The organism is Streptomyces sp. NBC_00425 (assembly GCF_036030735.1).
GTDB lineage: Bacteria > Actinomycetota > Actinomycetes > Streptomycetales > Streptomycetaceae > Streptomyces.
In genome coordinates this window covers 6,026,056-6,038,739 of the sequence record NZ_CP107928.1, presented here as the reverse complement: position 1 = coordinate 6,038,739, position 12,684 = coordinate 6,026,056, and the positions used below count along the sequence as shown (strand labels likewise).

Annotated in this window: 12 protein-coding genes; 5 read left to right on the top strand and 7 right to left on the bottom strand. The window is 70.2% G+C overall.

Translation table 11 applies throughout. From position 1 onward, the window contains the following. Positions 1–64: 64 nt before the first annotated feature. From OHS82_RS26375 to OHS82_RS26365, 3 genes are read right to left on the bottom strand one after another with little or no spacing between them, the layout of a single operon-like run. A complete protein-coding gene (locus OHS82_RS26375; protein ID WP_328434662.1) occupies positions 65–916 on the bottom strand; it encodes a helix-turn-helix domain-containing protein in 852 nt (283 codons plus the stop codon). Between the two features lie 23 nt (positions 917–939). Continuing rightward, a complete protein-coding gene (locus OHS82_RS26370; protein WP_328434661.1) occupies positions 940–1,476 on the bottom strand; it encodes a DUF6879 family protein in 537 nt (178 codons plus the stop codon). Next, a complete protein-coding gene (locus tag OHS82_RS26365) occupies positions 1,451–1,708 on the bottom strand; it encodes a hypothetical protein (RefSeq protein ID WP_328434660.1) in 258 nt (85 codons plus the stop codon). Before OHS82_RS26365 ends, OHS82_RS26370 begins: the two co-directional genes overlap by 26 nt. 161 nt (positions 1,709–1,869) lie before the next feature. Here OHS82_RS26365 and OHS82_RS26360 point away from each other — a divergent pair, with 161 nt between their 5' ends. The 4 genes from OHS82_RS26360 (at position 1,870) to OHS82_RS26345 (ending at position 3,788) form a co-directional block, all read left to right on the top strand. Beyond that, a complete protein-coding gene (locus OHS82_RS26360; protein ID WP_328434659.1) occupies positions 1,870–2,436 on the top strand; it encodes a hypothetical protein in 567 nt (188 codons plus the stop codon). A 55-nt stretch (positions 2,437–2,491) separates the two neighbouring features. Next, positions 2,492–2,929: a hypothetical protein gene (locus tag OHS82_RS26355; RefSeq protein WP_328434658.1), complete on the top strand. Its 438-nt coding sequence runs from the start codon at positions 2,492–2,494 to the stop codon at positions 2,927–2,929. Positions 2,930–3,005: 76 nt separating this feature from the next. After that, positions 3,006–3,407 carry a hypothetical protein gene (locus OHS82_RS26350; RefSeq protein WP_328434657.1) on the top strand — a complete coding sequence of 134 codons (402 nt, stop codon included), beginning with the start codon at positions 3,006–3,008 and terminating at the stop codon, positions 3,405–3,407. Positions 3,408–3,488: 81 nt separating this feature from the next. Beyond that, positions 3,489–3,788, top strand: a complete 300-nt coding sequence (locus tag OHS82_RS26345; protein ID WP_328434656.1) for an NIPSNAP family protein — start codon at positions 3,489–3,491, stop codon at positions 3,786–3,788. A gap of 9 nt (positions 3,789–3,797) precedes the next feature. Here OHS82_RS26345 and OHS82_RS26340 read toward each other — a convergent pair whose 3' ends face one another. Beyond that, positions 3,798–7,340: an nSTAND1 domain-containing NTPase gene (locus OHS82_RS26340; protein WP_328434655.1), complete on the bottom strand. Its 3,543-nt coding sequence runs from the start codon at positions 7,338–7,340 to the stop codon at positions 3,798–3,800. A gap of 471 nt (positions 7,341–7,811) precedes the next feature. Here OHS82_RS26340 and OHS82_RS26335 point away from each other — a divergent pair, with 471 nt between their 5' ends. Next, the gene (locus OHS82_RS26335) at positions 7,812–8,114 is read left to right on the top strand and encodes a hypothetical protein (protein ID WP_319276409.1); all 303 of its coding nucleotides are present in this window, start codon (positions 7,812–7,814) and stop codon (positions 8,112–8,114) included. A 157-nt stretch (positions 8,115–8,271) separates the two neighbouring features. On the opposite strand, the gene OHS82_RS26330 is transcribed toward OHS82_RS26335, so the two are convergent. The 3 genes from OHS82_RS26330 to OHS82_RS26320 all read right to left on the bottom strand — a co-directional run bounded on the left by OHS82_RS26330 (position 8,272) and on the right by OHS82_RS26320 (position 12,523). Further along, complete coding sequence (locus tag OHS82_RS26330) at positions 8,272–9,297, bottom strand: hypothetical protein (protein ID WP_328434654.1); 1,026 nt, start codon at positions 9,295–9,297, stop codon at positions 8,272–8,274. Between the two features lie 287 nt (positions 9,298–9,584). Then, positions 9,585–11,105 (bottom strand): MFS transporter, encoded by a 1,521-nt coding sequence (locus tag OHS82_RS26325; protein ID WP_057574465.1) that lies wholly within the window; start codon positions 11,103–11,105, stop codon positions 9,585–9,587. 65 nt (positions 11,106–11,170) lie between these two features. Further along, the gene (locus tag OHS82_RS26320; protein ID WP_079040890.1) at positions 11,171–12,523 is read right to left on the bottom strand and encodes a DUF445 domain-containing protein; all 1,353 of its coding nucleotides are present in this window, start codon (positions 12,521–12,523) and stop codon (positions 11,171–11,173) included. Positions 12,524–12,684: the final 161 nt, after the last annotated feature.

Here is a 12,684-nt window from a genome sequence, read left to right as displayed (position 1 = left end):
GCAACCGGTTCGTCGAGCCTTTCTTGGGCACGTTGGGGCTGACTGCCAAGCGTGGGGTGCGCCGCTACTGGAGCGCCTCGATCGCCTTCAGTATCAAGTTCCGGGCCTCAGCTCCGTAGACGGCCATGCTGCGCAACCGCTCGAAAGCCCTGATGTACAGGCTGATCTCCGAAGGTTGGGTGATGTTCACCTCGGCGGAGATCAGCTCGACGGATACCAGGGTGTCGTCGTGGACGTCGAACGTCTCCTGCGGCCAGAGAGTCCGTTCGCGCGTCGACATGGGGATGACCCCGAGGGACACCGTCGGGAGTGCACCAGCGGTCAGCAGGTAGCCGAGCTGCGCCGCCATCGCGTCCGCGTTGCCCAACTGGTAGTACAAGACGGCCTCTTCGACGACCATCACGAAGCGATGGCCGGGCTCGTGGATGATCTGGGAGCGCTGGAGGCGTGCGGTTGCGGCTTCGGCCGCGTCGTCGGGGACGCCGAGGAGGCGGGCGTTGGTGCTCAACAAGGCCCGCGCGTAGCCCTCTGTCTGCAACAGCCCGGGCACCAGCACCGGGGAGTACGTGCGCAGCAGGTCCGTCGACCGGTAGAGCTCCACATAGCTGTCCTGCAGCTTGCGAAGGCCTGCCCGTACGCGTTGCCGCCACTCACGGTAGAGGGATTCTGCGTCCTGGGAGGCCGCGATCAAGTCCTCGGCCTGGTCGTCCGCGCCGGTCGCATGGCACCAGACGCGGACGTCCGCGGGGGACGCCGGCGTCCTGGCGTTCTCGATACGGGAGGTCTTCGAATGGTGCCAGCGGCATCGCGAGGCCAGCTCGGTGACCGTCAGACCGGCATTCCTTCTCAGGTCGCGCAGCCGTCGCGCCACGTTCTCGCGAGCGGCCTGGGCGGAGGAGGACGGTGAAGTGGACATGAGCTGGCCGAAGTTGCTTTCTGTCAGTGGATCTCGTAGTCGTCGTGCGGGACGGCGCGCTCCCATACTGCCTCGAAGGCGTCCGAGCACTGCTTGACGATAGTCGGCTCGGTGCGTAGCTCCATGGGAACGTCACCGCTCCAGTCGCCGTCGCCCGAGAAGTGGTTGAAGAGAACCTGTGCGTCGTCGAAAATCCACAGGTCGGCACCGGGCAGCATCAGGTCCGCCGTCCCTCTACGGGGCAGCCAGCGAACGAGTTCGCCTGCGTGCAGGTTGACGACGGTTCCGGCGTGCTCGTAGCGGATGTAGTCGGTGACCGGTTCGGACACGACGCGGGCACGTCGTACCACCACTCCGCGGGCAACCGCTCCGGAGACCATGTCGACCCACGGAGCCCAGTACTCCGAGGTGGGATCCGTGTCCCGCAGGCCGGTGCGCAGCCAGGTGTCGTAGTCGTCGGCCTCGTCGCCCACCGCGTACTGATCGCGCATTTCCAGGTGCACGGCGGAGAGCTGCGCGGTTTCCATCAGCTCGTCAAAGCTGGGTACGTTCTGCGACATCGCAGGCCTCCCGCAGGACCGGTACCAAGCGGGCCGGAATGCGCACCACCGTCTCGTGGTCGGGGATGCCCTGCGCGTGTCCGGGAGCCGAGTTGTCCACACATTGAGCTCGTGTCGGCTCGTCCGCCATGTAGCTCTGGATCACGATGTCCGCCGTCTCCAGATCCACCCATGCTGTCGGCGACCCGTTCTTTCCCGTATCCGGGTCGATCCCGATGAACCGTAAGCGCATAGTCGCCTCCGTTGTCGATGCTGTGCGCCGATGTGCACCAATTTCACGGACATATGCCGCCCCCGTCAAGGTGAGAAAGCAGCCAGACAGCACTCATAAAGCTGTGCACATCGGTGCACATTGCTGGTGATGGACCACACAACACCCCTAGCTTCGGCAGGGTGACAGACACGCGAACGCGGACTCTGCGTCCCGCCGAACCAGAACCCGGCATCTTCATCCACTCACGCACCGACCGCGAGTCGGCCACCGCTCACTGGCTCCTGTCGGCTCACCCCGTCCCCAGCCGGGCGGCCATGGAGTGGACGGAGTGCGGCATCGCGCTGCTGCCTCTCGGCGCCCTCATGTCGGCCGTACGGCTACCCCAGGACCTTGTGCGCGCTGTTGCCGACCACTGCGGACGCGACGTCGACTCATTCCTCGACGAAGCCTGCGAGGGTGGGTCGGTCATCTGCGACCCACAGGGGTGCCGGTACTACGCCCTGGTCCCGGCCCTCATGCCTGCCACCTGGCACGGGGCCGCCGAGGAATGGCGTGCGCTGGGCGTGGAGTGCCTGGGGCGCGGCACCTATCTCGGTGTCCCAGAACCGGGGGCCAACTCCCTCAACCCGCTTGGGTGGCACTCCTACTGGTCCGTGCCCATGACCTCGGCAGGCGCGCTGTGCCGCCCACTTGACGTCGCCCGCATCATCGCCGCCGGAAGACGACTGGCGTGCGACGAGCAGTGAAGCAAGGTCCTCCGACCGCAGAAGCAAAGCACTCCAACTGCGAAGGAGCCATTCCATGGCCCCCACCGTCGCCACCGAGCCCCGCACCGGCCGTTCTCTCGTCACCGACACGGAGTTCGAGACGCTTGCCGCGTTCTGCGCCGACGAGTACGGCCTGGAGCGCTGCGTCGCCGACCGGGTCGTCGACCAGGCCCTCGCCCTCGTCTACGTCATGGGGAGCAGCGGTGACGGGGCGAGCATGGCACCGTCGCAGCAGGTCGATCCCGGCTGGCACACGCTCATCCTGCACACGGGGTGGTACGCCGACTGGTGCGAGCGCAGCTTCGGCCACTTCCTGCACCACCAGCCCAACGCCAAAGTCCGCACGCGTGGGCTGATGGTCGACGTCGTGGGCCGGTTGCGTACCGCCGGGTTCGAAGTCGACGAGCGGCTCTGGGGCACGGCCGCAGAATGCAACCCGCCCGCCTGCTGCGGCGACGGCGACGGCTGCTGACACCCGCTCCCCCGTCCGTGCGGGCCGACCGTACCCGTGGCCGGGCCGCCTCGCTCCGTGCCAGAACGGACTGCCCATGCTCCTCACCGAGCTCACCGCGACCAGCCGCGTCACCATGTTCCCCCTCGGCCACCTCACCGTCGCCTACACCACCCACTCCAGTGACCCACGAGGCCTCGGCGACATCGGGCTCGTCACCGTCGTCGACGAACAGTCCGACGGCGAGGAGCTGTGGCGGCTCGCCCGCGACCTCGGCGGCCGAACCCAGAACCCGGACCAGGCCCGATGGATCCTCACCCAGGCGAGCCGCGCCCGCGTGGTCGCTGCATACACCAACCTGACGGACGCCAAGTGGACCGCCCGCGTCCGTCGACGCTTCGCACTCGACGCGCTGTTCGCGAACCACGAAATCCTCATGACCGGGCGGATCACTCTGCCCCTTGGAGAAGGTGTCCCGATCGCGAGTTGCGCTCCTTGACGCCCAGCTGACGGCCGTTGCACGGAGCGCGCGGAGCTTCGTCGGGCACAGGAAGTCTGCGAGGTCGGAGAAGATGTCTGTATGCCGAAGACCACGCAGTTGCGTACGTACACCGTCCGAGCGGGCATGCTCGACGAGTGGGTGGAGCGTTGGCGGGAGGAGATCGTGCCGTTGCGGCTGGCGTTGGGGTTCGGGATCGGAGGGGCCTGGGTGGACCGGGAACGCAACCAGTTCGTCTGGCTGATCTCGTACGACGGTCCGGAGACGTTCGCCGAGCGCAACGCGCTGTACTGGTCGTCGCCCGAGCGCAAAGCCATGGGCCTGGACCCGGACGGCTACCTGGTCCACACCGAGGAGCGCACGGTGGAATCGGTCTACTGATTCAGGGGGTCACGGTGGGTCGAGCGGCAGAAGTTGCTGCCGCCGCTCCTCGCGGGTCAGAGCACGGAAGACCCTTCCCCGGGCCGTCGCTTCCAGCCGGTCATAGTCCGGCACCGCCAGCCACGCGCGCGACGTCCCGTCGGCCGAGCCCGTGAGCAGCCGTGCGCCGTCCGGGGACCAGGCCACGGAGGTCACCTTGTCCTGGTGCACACCGACGACGGCGATCTCCTCAAAAGTGGCGGCGGACCAGACGCGTACGGTGCGGTCGTCTCCCCCCGTGGCGATGTGCCGGCCGTCCGGCGACCAGGCGGCGGCACGGAGCCGCCCCTCGTGACCCTTCAGCACATCGATGCGCCGTCCGGTGGCGACGTCCCACACGGCGGCCGTCCAGTCGCCGGAAGCGGTGGCGATCCTCGTCTCATCCGGAGACCAACTGACGTCCTCCACGTAGTTGTCGTGACCGCGCAGCACGGTGAACTGCTGCCCCTCCCCGATGTCCCACAGCCGACAGGTACGGTCGTCGGAACAGCTGGCGAGCAGCCGTCCGCTCGGCGACCATGCCACGCGCCCCACCCAGTCCTGATGTCCCGTCAGTTTCAGCAGCTCGGTCCCGTCCGACGCGGACAGCACCCGCACGGCGCCGTCGTGGCCGCCGGCGGCGATCCGGCCGCCGTCCGGAGACCAAGCACAGCCCTCGATGACCTCACCGTGTCGCTCGAACAGCGTGCCGCCGTGCCCGTCGACGATCCGGAACAGGCCGTCGTTGGCGCTGAACGCGAGCCGTTCCCCCTGCGGAGCCCAGGCGACGGCCCAGACCCGGCCCTCCCACTCGATCACCGGTCCGGCCGGAACTCCGGTTACCGCGTCCCACACCCGTACGGTGCCATCGTCTGAGGCCGTGGCGATACGGCTGCCGTCGCCGGACCATGCGGCCTGGTTCACGGGGCCACGGTGTCCGTCGGCCAGTAGGACTTCGGCGCCACGCGGGCGCAGGTCCCACACCATGCCGGTGCCGTCGGTGGAACTGGTGGCGAGCATGGTCCCGCGGGGTGACCATGCGACGCCCCACACCGTGTCGGCATGGCCTCGCAGCACGGCCAGGACCTTGGCGTCCTCGGTGCCGACAATGCGCACCGTGCGGTCGGAGGAGGCGCTCGCCAGCATTCGCCCGTCCGGAGACCAGGCGAGGTTCCACACGTAGTCGGTGTGTCCTCGCAGCAACAGGCGCAGGTCGCCGGTACCGGCGTCCCAGATGCGAGCGGTGTGGTCCCCGGAGCCGGTGGCGATGTGCCTTCCGTCCGGTGACCAGGCGATGCCCTCGACGAAGTCCGAGTGGCCGGTGAGTGTGGTGGCCGCCGTACCGGTCGTCAGGTCCCACACGATCGCGGTCTGATCGTGTGAGGCGGATGCGAGGCGGATGCCGTCCGGTGACCAGGCAACACCCCACACGTCCTCGTCATGCCCGTGCAGTTCGTGCGCGAGCCGCCCGGTGTCGGCCTCCCAGACCCGTACGATCCGGTCCTTGGAGCTCGCCGCGACGTGCCGGCCGTCCGGCGACCAGGCCACCTGCCTGCCGAGGTCTCCGGCACCGGTGAGCAGCCGGACCGGCTCCCCTGTGGTGGCATCCCAGATCCGTACGACACGTTCACGGCCGGCGGTTGCCAGCCTCGCCGAGTCCGGTGACCAGGCAACGGACTCGACCATGACTCCGTCGCACGGCAGCACCAGCAGTGCGCGTCCGGACCCCGCGTCGTGAACGCGGGCCGTGCCGTCCCTGGACGCCGTGGCCAGCATGCGCCCGTCCGGGGACCAGGCGATGTGACGGACAGTGTCAGTGTGACCGTCGAGCCGCGCGCGGAGATGACTCGCCGCCAGCGCCGCCATCAGCCCGCGCCTGGCCGAGGGCGTGGGCGTGCACTCACCGATTGCGGCGAGTGAGAGCAGCAGGGAGCGCTCCGGTTCGCTCTCCGCGTTCAGAAGAACCTGGCGGCCGATGCTGTCGGAGACGCGGCTGAGGAAGGACAGGTCGCGGCGTTGCGAGGATTCGACGAGTGAGCGGGCGGGTGCGGACGCCTGTCCGGACTCCTCCAGTGCTTCGAGCCAGCGCCGGGCAGCCGTGAGGCGTTCCCCGGTGAGGAGATAGTCGTCGCTGCGTCCGGCCCGCTCCCAGTCGGCCGCCCACCGCTCCAGTTCGGCGCGCTCACGCAGTCGTTCGGCCCGCGCCTCGACCTCCTGGCGCAGCGGGGCCCACTGGCGGAACAGAGCCTCGTGCGTCACCTGCGCACAGGGCTCGCTACCGGCTGCGGAGCCGCTGCCCGTGATGTCGGTGCGCAGCAGCCTCGCCTCGACAAAGGCATCGACGACATGGAGGTCCCGTTCGTCGAGTTCGGACAGTGGCACATGGCGGCGTACAGCGTCCTGCCCCTCCACGGTCACGAACCTGAGCAGGACACGGAGGACAACGTCGATGCCCACGCCCGCCCCGAGCCCGGCTACGGCGTTGTCTGCCTGACGCGCCAGCGCGCCGGGCACGCCCCCGAGCCGCCGGTACAGCGCCTCGGTCACCATCCCGCCAGGGCCGGAGGCGAAGTACAACTCCTGGAGGAGGTAGGCGAGCAGCGGTAGTGCGTCGTCCGTCCCGGTCTCGCTCACGATGGAGTCGACGACTCCGTGCTCGAAGCTGAGGCCGACGAGGGCCCCGGGGCGCTCCACGACTTCGACGAGCTGTGCTCTGCCCAATGTGCCGATGGCGACGGGGTTCTGAAGGAGGTCCGCCTGTCCGGTGCCGAGCAGCCTGCCGAGCAGGTCCACTCGGAGGGTGACCAGTACGCGAACCGCCAGGTCCTGTTCCACGCACGTACGCAGCGCTTCGAGAAACTGGGCGCGTTCATGTTCGCCCGTCAGGGTGACGACCTCCTCGAACTGGTCGACCACGAGGAGTATCCGCCTGAACCGGCCGCCTCGGAGCCGCGACAGCTCGGCTCGCAGTGCATCCGGTCCCTGACGCAGCCTCCGCAGTACTGCGCTCGCCGGTTCCTGCCCGTCGGCGGCGGCCGCCAGCGCACCCGCGAGGGCGCCCAGCGGGTTGGGGCCCGGGGCGAAGGCGGGTACGACGGTCCAGCGGCGATCCCGAAGCCGGGGCACCACTCCCGCCCTGACCAGGGAGGATTTTCCGCTCCCGGAAGCCCCGACCAACACCAGGAACCGTTCCGCCGGGCGGGTCGTGGTGGCGTGCAGCCTGCGGGTCAGTTCGACGGCCTGTGCCTCCCGGCCGAAGTAGACGGCGGCCTCGTCCTCGTCGAACGCGTCGAGGCCCGGGTACGGAACCCGCTCACGCGGCCACTCGATCCGGGCCGGCGCGGGATGCTCCAGCCGGTAGACGACGACCTGCCCGACCACGAGTGCCAAGATCAGCACTCCGATGGCCGGAACGGAGAACCGCTGAATCGCCTCAAGCACCCACGGCGCCTTGTCCGTACTGGTCGCGTAGTTGGTGGCGATCCCGAGTAAGCAGGCGACCAGCGCCAGCATGACCTGGAGCGCGACCTGCATACGGTTCCTCATCGGCCGCCGTTCACGGCCGCGTAGCCACCCGCCAGCACCGCTCAGCCCCCGTTTCCCCGGTCTCGAAAAGCCGGCATCGTGTCATCCCGCTCATGACCATCTTCTGCGGCTTCACAGGCGCGTTCAACGGTGCGTATGGGTTTCGGCCATGTGCGGCGGCCGGTCCCGAGCCCTTGCAGTTCCGTATCTCGATCCTGGCCCGATGGTGCCAAGCGTGTACGAGTCAGTACCGCCACACGCCGCTCCCGCACCCTCCTCCTGGCTCATTTCCCTGTTGCTGACGAGTCGGCCGGTGGGCAGACGCCGGGGGACCCGCAAGGCCCGGGTGGCGACTCGCGGTAGTCGAAGGTCGTTCTCGCCCGTTCCCGCCCACGGCGACGGGGCTCGGGCGTCGGGCGGTGCGGCGGGGGCGTTAGCCTCGGGGGCGAGCTTGACGATCAGGGCGAGGAGGCGGCAGACATGGCGAAGGTTCCCAGTGCGGTGATCGCGGCGGGCGGGCTGGTCGGCGGGTACGGGGTGGCTCGGTGGACGCGTCAGCGGCCGCTGGGCGGGGCCGTCCTCGCCGTCGCGGGGGCCGCGGCCGCGCAGCAGTGGCGGCGGCAGGCCGGTGGGAAGGCCGCGGGGGCGCTGAGCGCCGCGTACGTGGCCGCCTTCGCGGCGTCGCATCCGCTGGCGAAGAGGGTGGGTGCCTGGCCGTCGGTGTTCGGGGTTGCGGGGGCCGTGGCGCTGGCCTCGTGGGCGGTCGCCGACCGCCGGGGGTGAGATGCCGGGCCGGCTCTCCGCCGGCCCACAGGGTCCGAAGGTCCGCCGGGCCCGCACGGCCCAGAGCTTGCCGCAACCGGCCGCTGGACGCGCCCCGCGAGCCATACGAGCCCCACGAGCGCAATAGGGGTCACGGCGGCTACACCTACACCTACACCTACGGGGAGTACGGCGAGTTCGGCGCGTGCGACGGGTATTGCGGCACCGGCGCACAGGTCGGTCCCGGGACGTGGGTCTGCCCCGGGAGAGGGGTCGGGACCGGGAGGTGTGGCGCTCCCGGGGCGTACGTCGGCGTCTGCGTCTGCGTCGGCGCGTAAACAGGTACCGGCGTCTGCGCGGGCTCCGGCGTGTACGTCGGCTCGGGGAGGCCGCCTCGGCCCAGTGCCGAGCGCATCGTCACGCCGTAGCGGTGCCTCAGCCGCCGTATCTCCCAGGCCGACAGGGCCGTCACGGAGAGCGGGCCGCCCAGCAGGAAGGCGAGGCGGACGAGCGGCGGGGCGGCCACCTCGGGGCCGTCGGAGTAGCTCAGCGCGAACAGGGCCCACACCAGGAACGGCGAGATCAGCGCGGGCAGCAGATCGTGGACGTCGCCGACCCGGAAGCAGGAGTTGAGCGCGAACACCCCGGCGGCCAGCGTGAACACCGCCACCACGGCCAGGACGAACGCGCCGATGAGCATCACGATGACGAACACCAGGAACGACGCGAGCCAGGCGAGGTTGCCGGCGGCGCGGATGTCCGCCCACGGGATGATCTCCGCGTGCAGCAGCCTCACGCCCAGCAGGACGCCGCCGCCGCACACGCCCACGCCGAGCGCGATGACGCCGAGCGCGGTGCCGGGGCCGGTGAGTCGCCGGGCGTAGACGCCGCGCAGCGAGGGGCGGGCCATGCCGATGAAGACGCTCAGGGTGATCAGTCCGGCGACCAGGGCGATCCCGCAGCCGACGACGACGTCCAGCACCTTGCCGAGGAGGATGTCCTCGCCGCTCTCGGCCAGCGGGTAGGCGAACAGCAGTCCCGCCGACGCCACCGTGCCGGCCCAGGTGCGAGCGGACTGGAGGCGCTGGACGACCGGGTCCCCGACGCGGTCGGGGCGGGACGCGGCCGCCAGCGCGGCGGCGGCGGCGAGCGGGCCGGGCGCCGAGCGCACCCTGGACGACAGAGTTGAGCGACGGGTGTGCACGGTGACGTCTCCCCCGAGTACGTGACGGTGGCTCACGTGTTCGCACGTGCCACGGCGGGTCACCTTATCCGACCCTTACCCGCCCGGCGATCACGCCCCTGCCACCCCCAGCCGCCTCTCATCGTCCCGGTGACCCCCTGTCACCCCCCGTCGGCCCCCGCCGCGCTGCCGGGACGCGCGCGGGGGACGGCCGAAGCGGCTGCCCCGGGCGGCACGCTCACCTGCCGCCCGGGGCAGCCGCTCCCGGGAACCGTCCGACGGGCCGCCCCCTGTCGCCTACGACCTCGTCAGGCGGTCGCCTTGCGGTCGCCGTCGCCCCGCTTCGTCGCCTCGCGGGCCTTCGTCGCCGCCGCCGTCAAGGGCTTGGCGATGTCCTCCAGGGACCGTCGCTCGGCGTTGACCGCGAGGAACGCCGCGACCAGGCCCGCCAGGCACATCAGCGTCGCGCCGATGGAGAAGGCGAGGACCGTGTCGCCGACCTTGCCCGTGTCGGTGAGCTTGGCGAACAGCAGGGGGCCGCTGATGCCGCCGGCGGCGGTGCCGAGGGCGTAGAAGAAGGCGATGGACATCGCGCGGGTCTCCATCGGGAAGACCTCGGACACCGTCAGATAAGCGCTCGACGCGCCCGCCGACGCGAAGAACAGCACCGCGCACCAGCAGGCCGTCATCGTCGTCGCGTCGAGCGAGCCCTGGTCGAACAGCCAGGCCGTGCCGAACAGCAGCACACCGGACAGCAGATACGTCGAGGAGATCATCACCCGTCGGCCGACCGTGTCGAACAGCTTGCCCAGCATCAGCGGGCCGCAGAAGTTGCCGATCGCGATGACCGCGAAGTAGTAGCCGGTGTCGCCGCTCGGCACGTCGAAGAACTTGGTGAGGATCGCGCCGAAGCCGAAGGTGATCGCGTTGTAGAGGAAGGCCTGTCCGATGAAGAGGGAGAAGCCGAGGATCGAGCGGCGCCGGTAGTCGGAGAACACCGTGCGGGCGATCTCGACGAAGGACACGCTGCGGCGCTGGTGGATGGTGAGCTCACCCTCGGCCCGCGGCAGTCGCTCCCCCTTGTCCGACTCGATCTGTTTCTCGATCGAGGCGACGATCTCCTCGGCCTCCCGGTCCCGGCCGTGGATCAGCAGCCAGCGCGGACTCTCCGGGACGTGCCGCCGGACGAGCAGGATCACCAGGGCGAGGACGGCGCCCAGCGCGAACGTCAGCCGCCAGCCCACGTTCGCCGCGAAGACGTCCGTGTTCAGCGCGACGATCGACAGCAGCGAACCGGCGACCGCGCCCAGCCAGAAGCTGCCGTTGATGATCAGGTCGACGCGCCCCCGGTACTGCGCCGGGATCAGCTCGTCGATCGCCGAGTTGATCGCCGCGTACTCGCCGCCGATGCCGAAGCCGGTGAGGAACCGGAACAGCAGGAACCACCAGGTGTCGAAGGAGATCGCGGTCAGGGCGGTGGCCGCCAGATACACCGCGAGGGTGATCATGAACAGCTTCTTGCGGCCCCACTTGTCGGTCAGCCGGCCCCAGAACAGGGCGCCGGCGCAGGCGCCGGCCACGTACAGCGCCGCCGCGATACCGGTGACCTGACCGGATGTGATGGGCAGGCCGCTGCCCGGTTCGGACAGCCGGGCGGCGATGTTCCCGACGACCGTGACCTCCAGGCCGTCCAGGATCCACACCGTGCCGAGTCCGAAGACGATGGTCCAGTGCCAGTGCGACCAGGGCAGCCGGTCCAGACGGGCGGGGATGTCGGTGGTGATCGTGCGGTCTCTCTCGGCCGGCACTGCGGCTTCGGCGCTGGTCATGGGCTCCCTCCTCGGCCCGCTCCTCCTCGAGCGGAACGCGGATCGGGTGCCCGCCGCCGGCGTCTTCACGCCCCCAGCGAGCGCGCCACGGTGTAGATCAGCAACCCGGCCAGCGAACCCACCACCGTGCCGTTGATCCGGATGAACTGCAGGTCACGGCCGATGTTGGCCTCGATCTTGCGCGTCGTGTGCTCCGCGTCCCAGCCCGCCACGGTGTCGGTGATCAGCGAGGTGATCTCCTTGCGGTACGTCGTCACGACATGCACCGCCGCGCCCTCCACCCAGCTGTCGACCTTCTCCTGCACCTTGGGCTCGGTGGCCATCCGCGCCCCCAGCGACAGCAGCGAGGCCCGCACCCGCAGCCGCAGCTCGCTGCGCTCGTCCTCCGCGGCCGCCACGATCATGGAGCGGACGGCCGTCCACACCGACGCGATCAGGTCCTGCACCTCGCCCCGGCCCAGCACCTCGCCCTTGAGTCGCTCCACCCGCGCGCGCGTGTCCGTGTCGGACTGCAGATCGACGGCGAAGTCCCGGAGGAAGCGGTCGAGGGCGCCCCGAGCCGGGTGGGAGGGCATGTCCCGCATCTCCGCGCAGAACCGCAGCAGCTCCTTGTAGACGCGTTCACCGATCCGCTTGTCGACGAACCGGGGCGTCCAGCCGGGCGCACCGCCCTGCACCGCGTCCATCACCGAGTCGGCGTGCAGCTCCAGCCAGTCGTGCGCCCTGGACACCACCAGATCCACGGCCCGCCGGTGACCGCCGTCCCCGACGATCCGCTCCAGCAGCTTCCCGATGCCCGGCGCGATCTCCTGCGCGTCGGCGCGCCGGGTGATCGCCTCGCCGACCACCGCCTGGACGTCCGCGTCGCGCAGCACCGTCAGCGCGCCGCGCAGGGCCGTCGCCAGCTCCGCCGTCACCCGGTCGGCGTGCTCCGGCTCGGCCAGCCAGGCGCCCAGCCGGGTGCCGATGCCCACCGACCGCAGCCGCTGCCGCACCACGTCCTCGGAGAGGAAGTTCTCCCCGACGAACTCACCCAGCGAGACACCCAGCTGGTCCTTCTTGTTCGGGATGATCGCCGTGTGCGGGATGGGCAGGCCGAGCGGGTGACGGAACAGCGCCGTCACCGCGAACCAGTCGGCGAGCGCACCGACCATGCCCGCCTCCGCGGCCGCCGCCACATAGGACGCCCACGCGCCCGCCCCCCGGTGCGCGGCCCACTCGGCGAGGACGTACACCACGGCCACGAACAGCAGCAGCCCCGCCGCGGTGAGCTTCATCCGGCGCACCCCGCGCCGCTTCTCCTCGTCGGCGGCGCTGAACACGGTCATCGCGCGCGCCGCCCCGGCACGGGCCGTCCCGGCGCCCGCCGGTTCCTCCGTACGATCCATCCGCTCCACCCGTTCCGTTCGGCCGTGCACCGCCGGCGTCCCGCACGCTGATAATGGTCCCTGCCTGACCGACTCCTGGAACGGAACAAGAGTTCCCGTCGTCTGTCAGACGGGGGAGCTCAACGGTGAACTCCTGCATGAACGCGTGCCCCATCGGCGCACGCACGCATCATCCGGAGCAGCACCGCTCC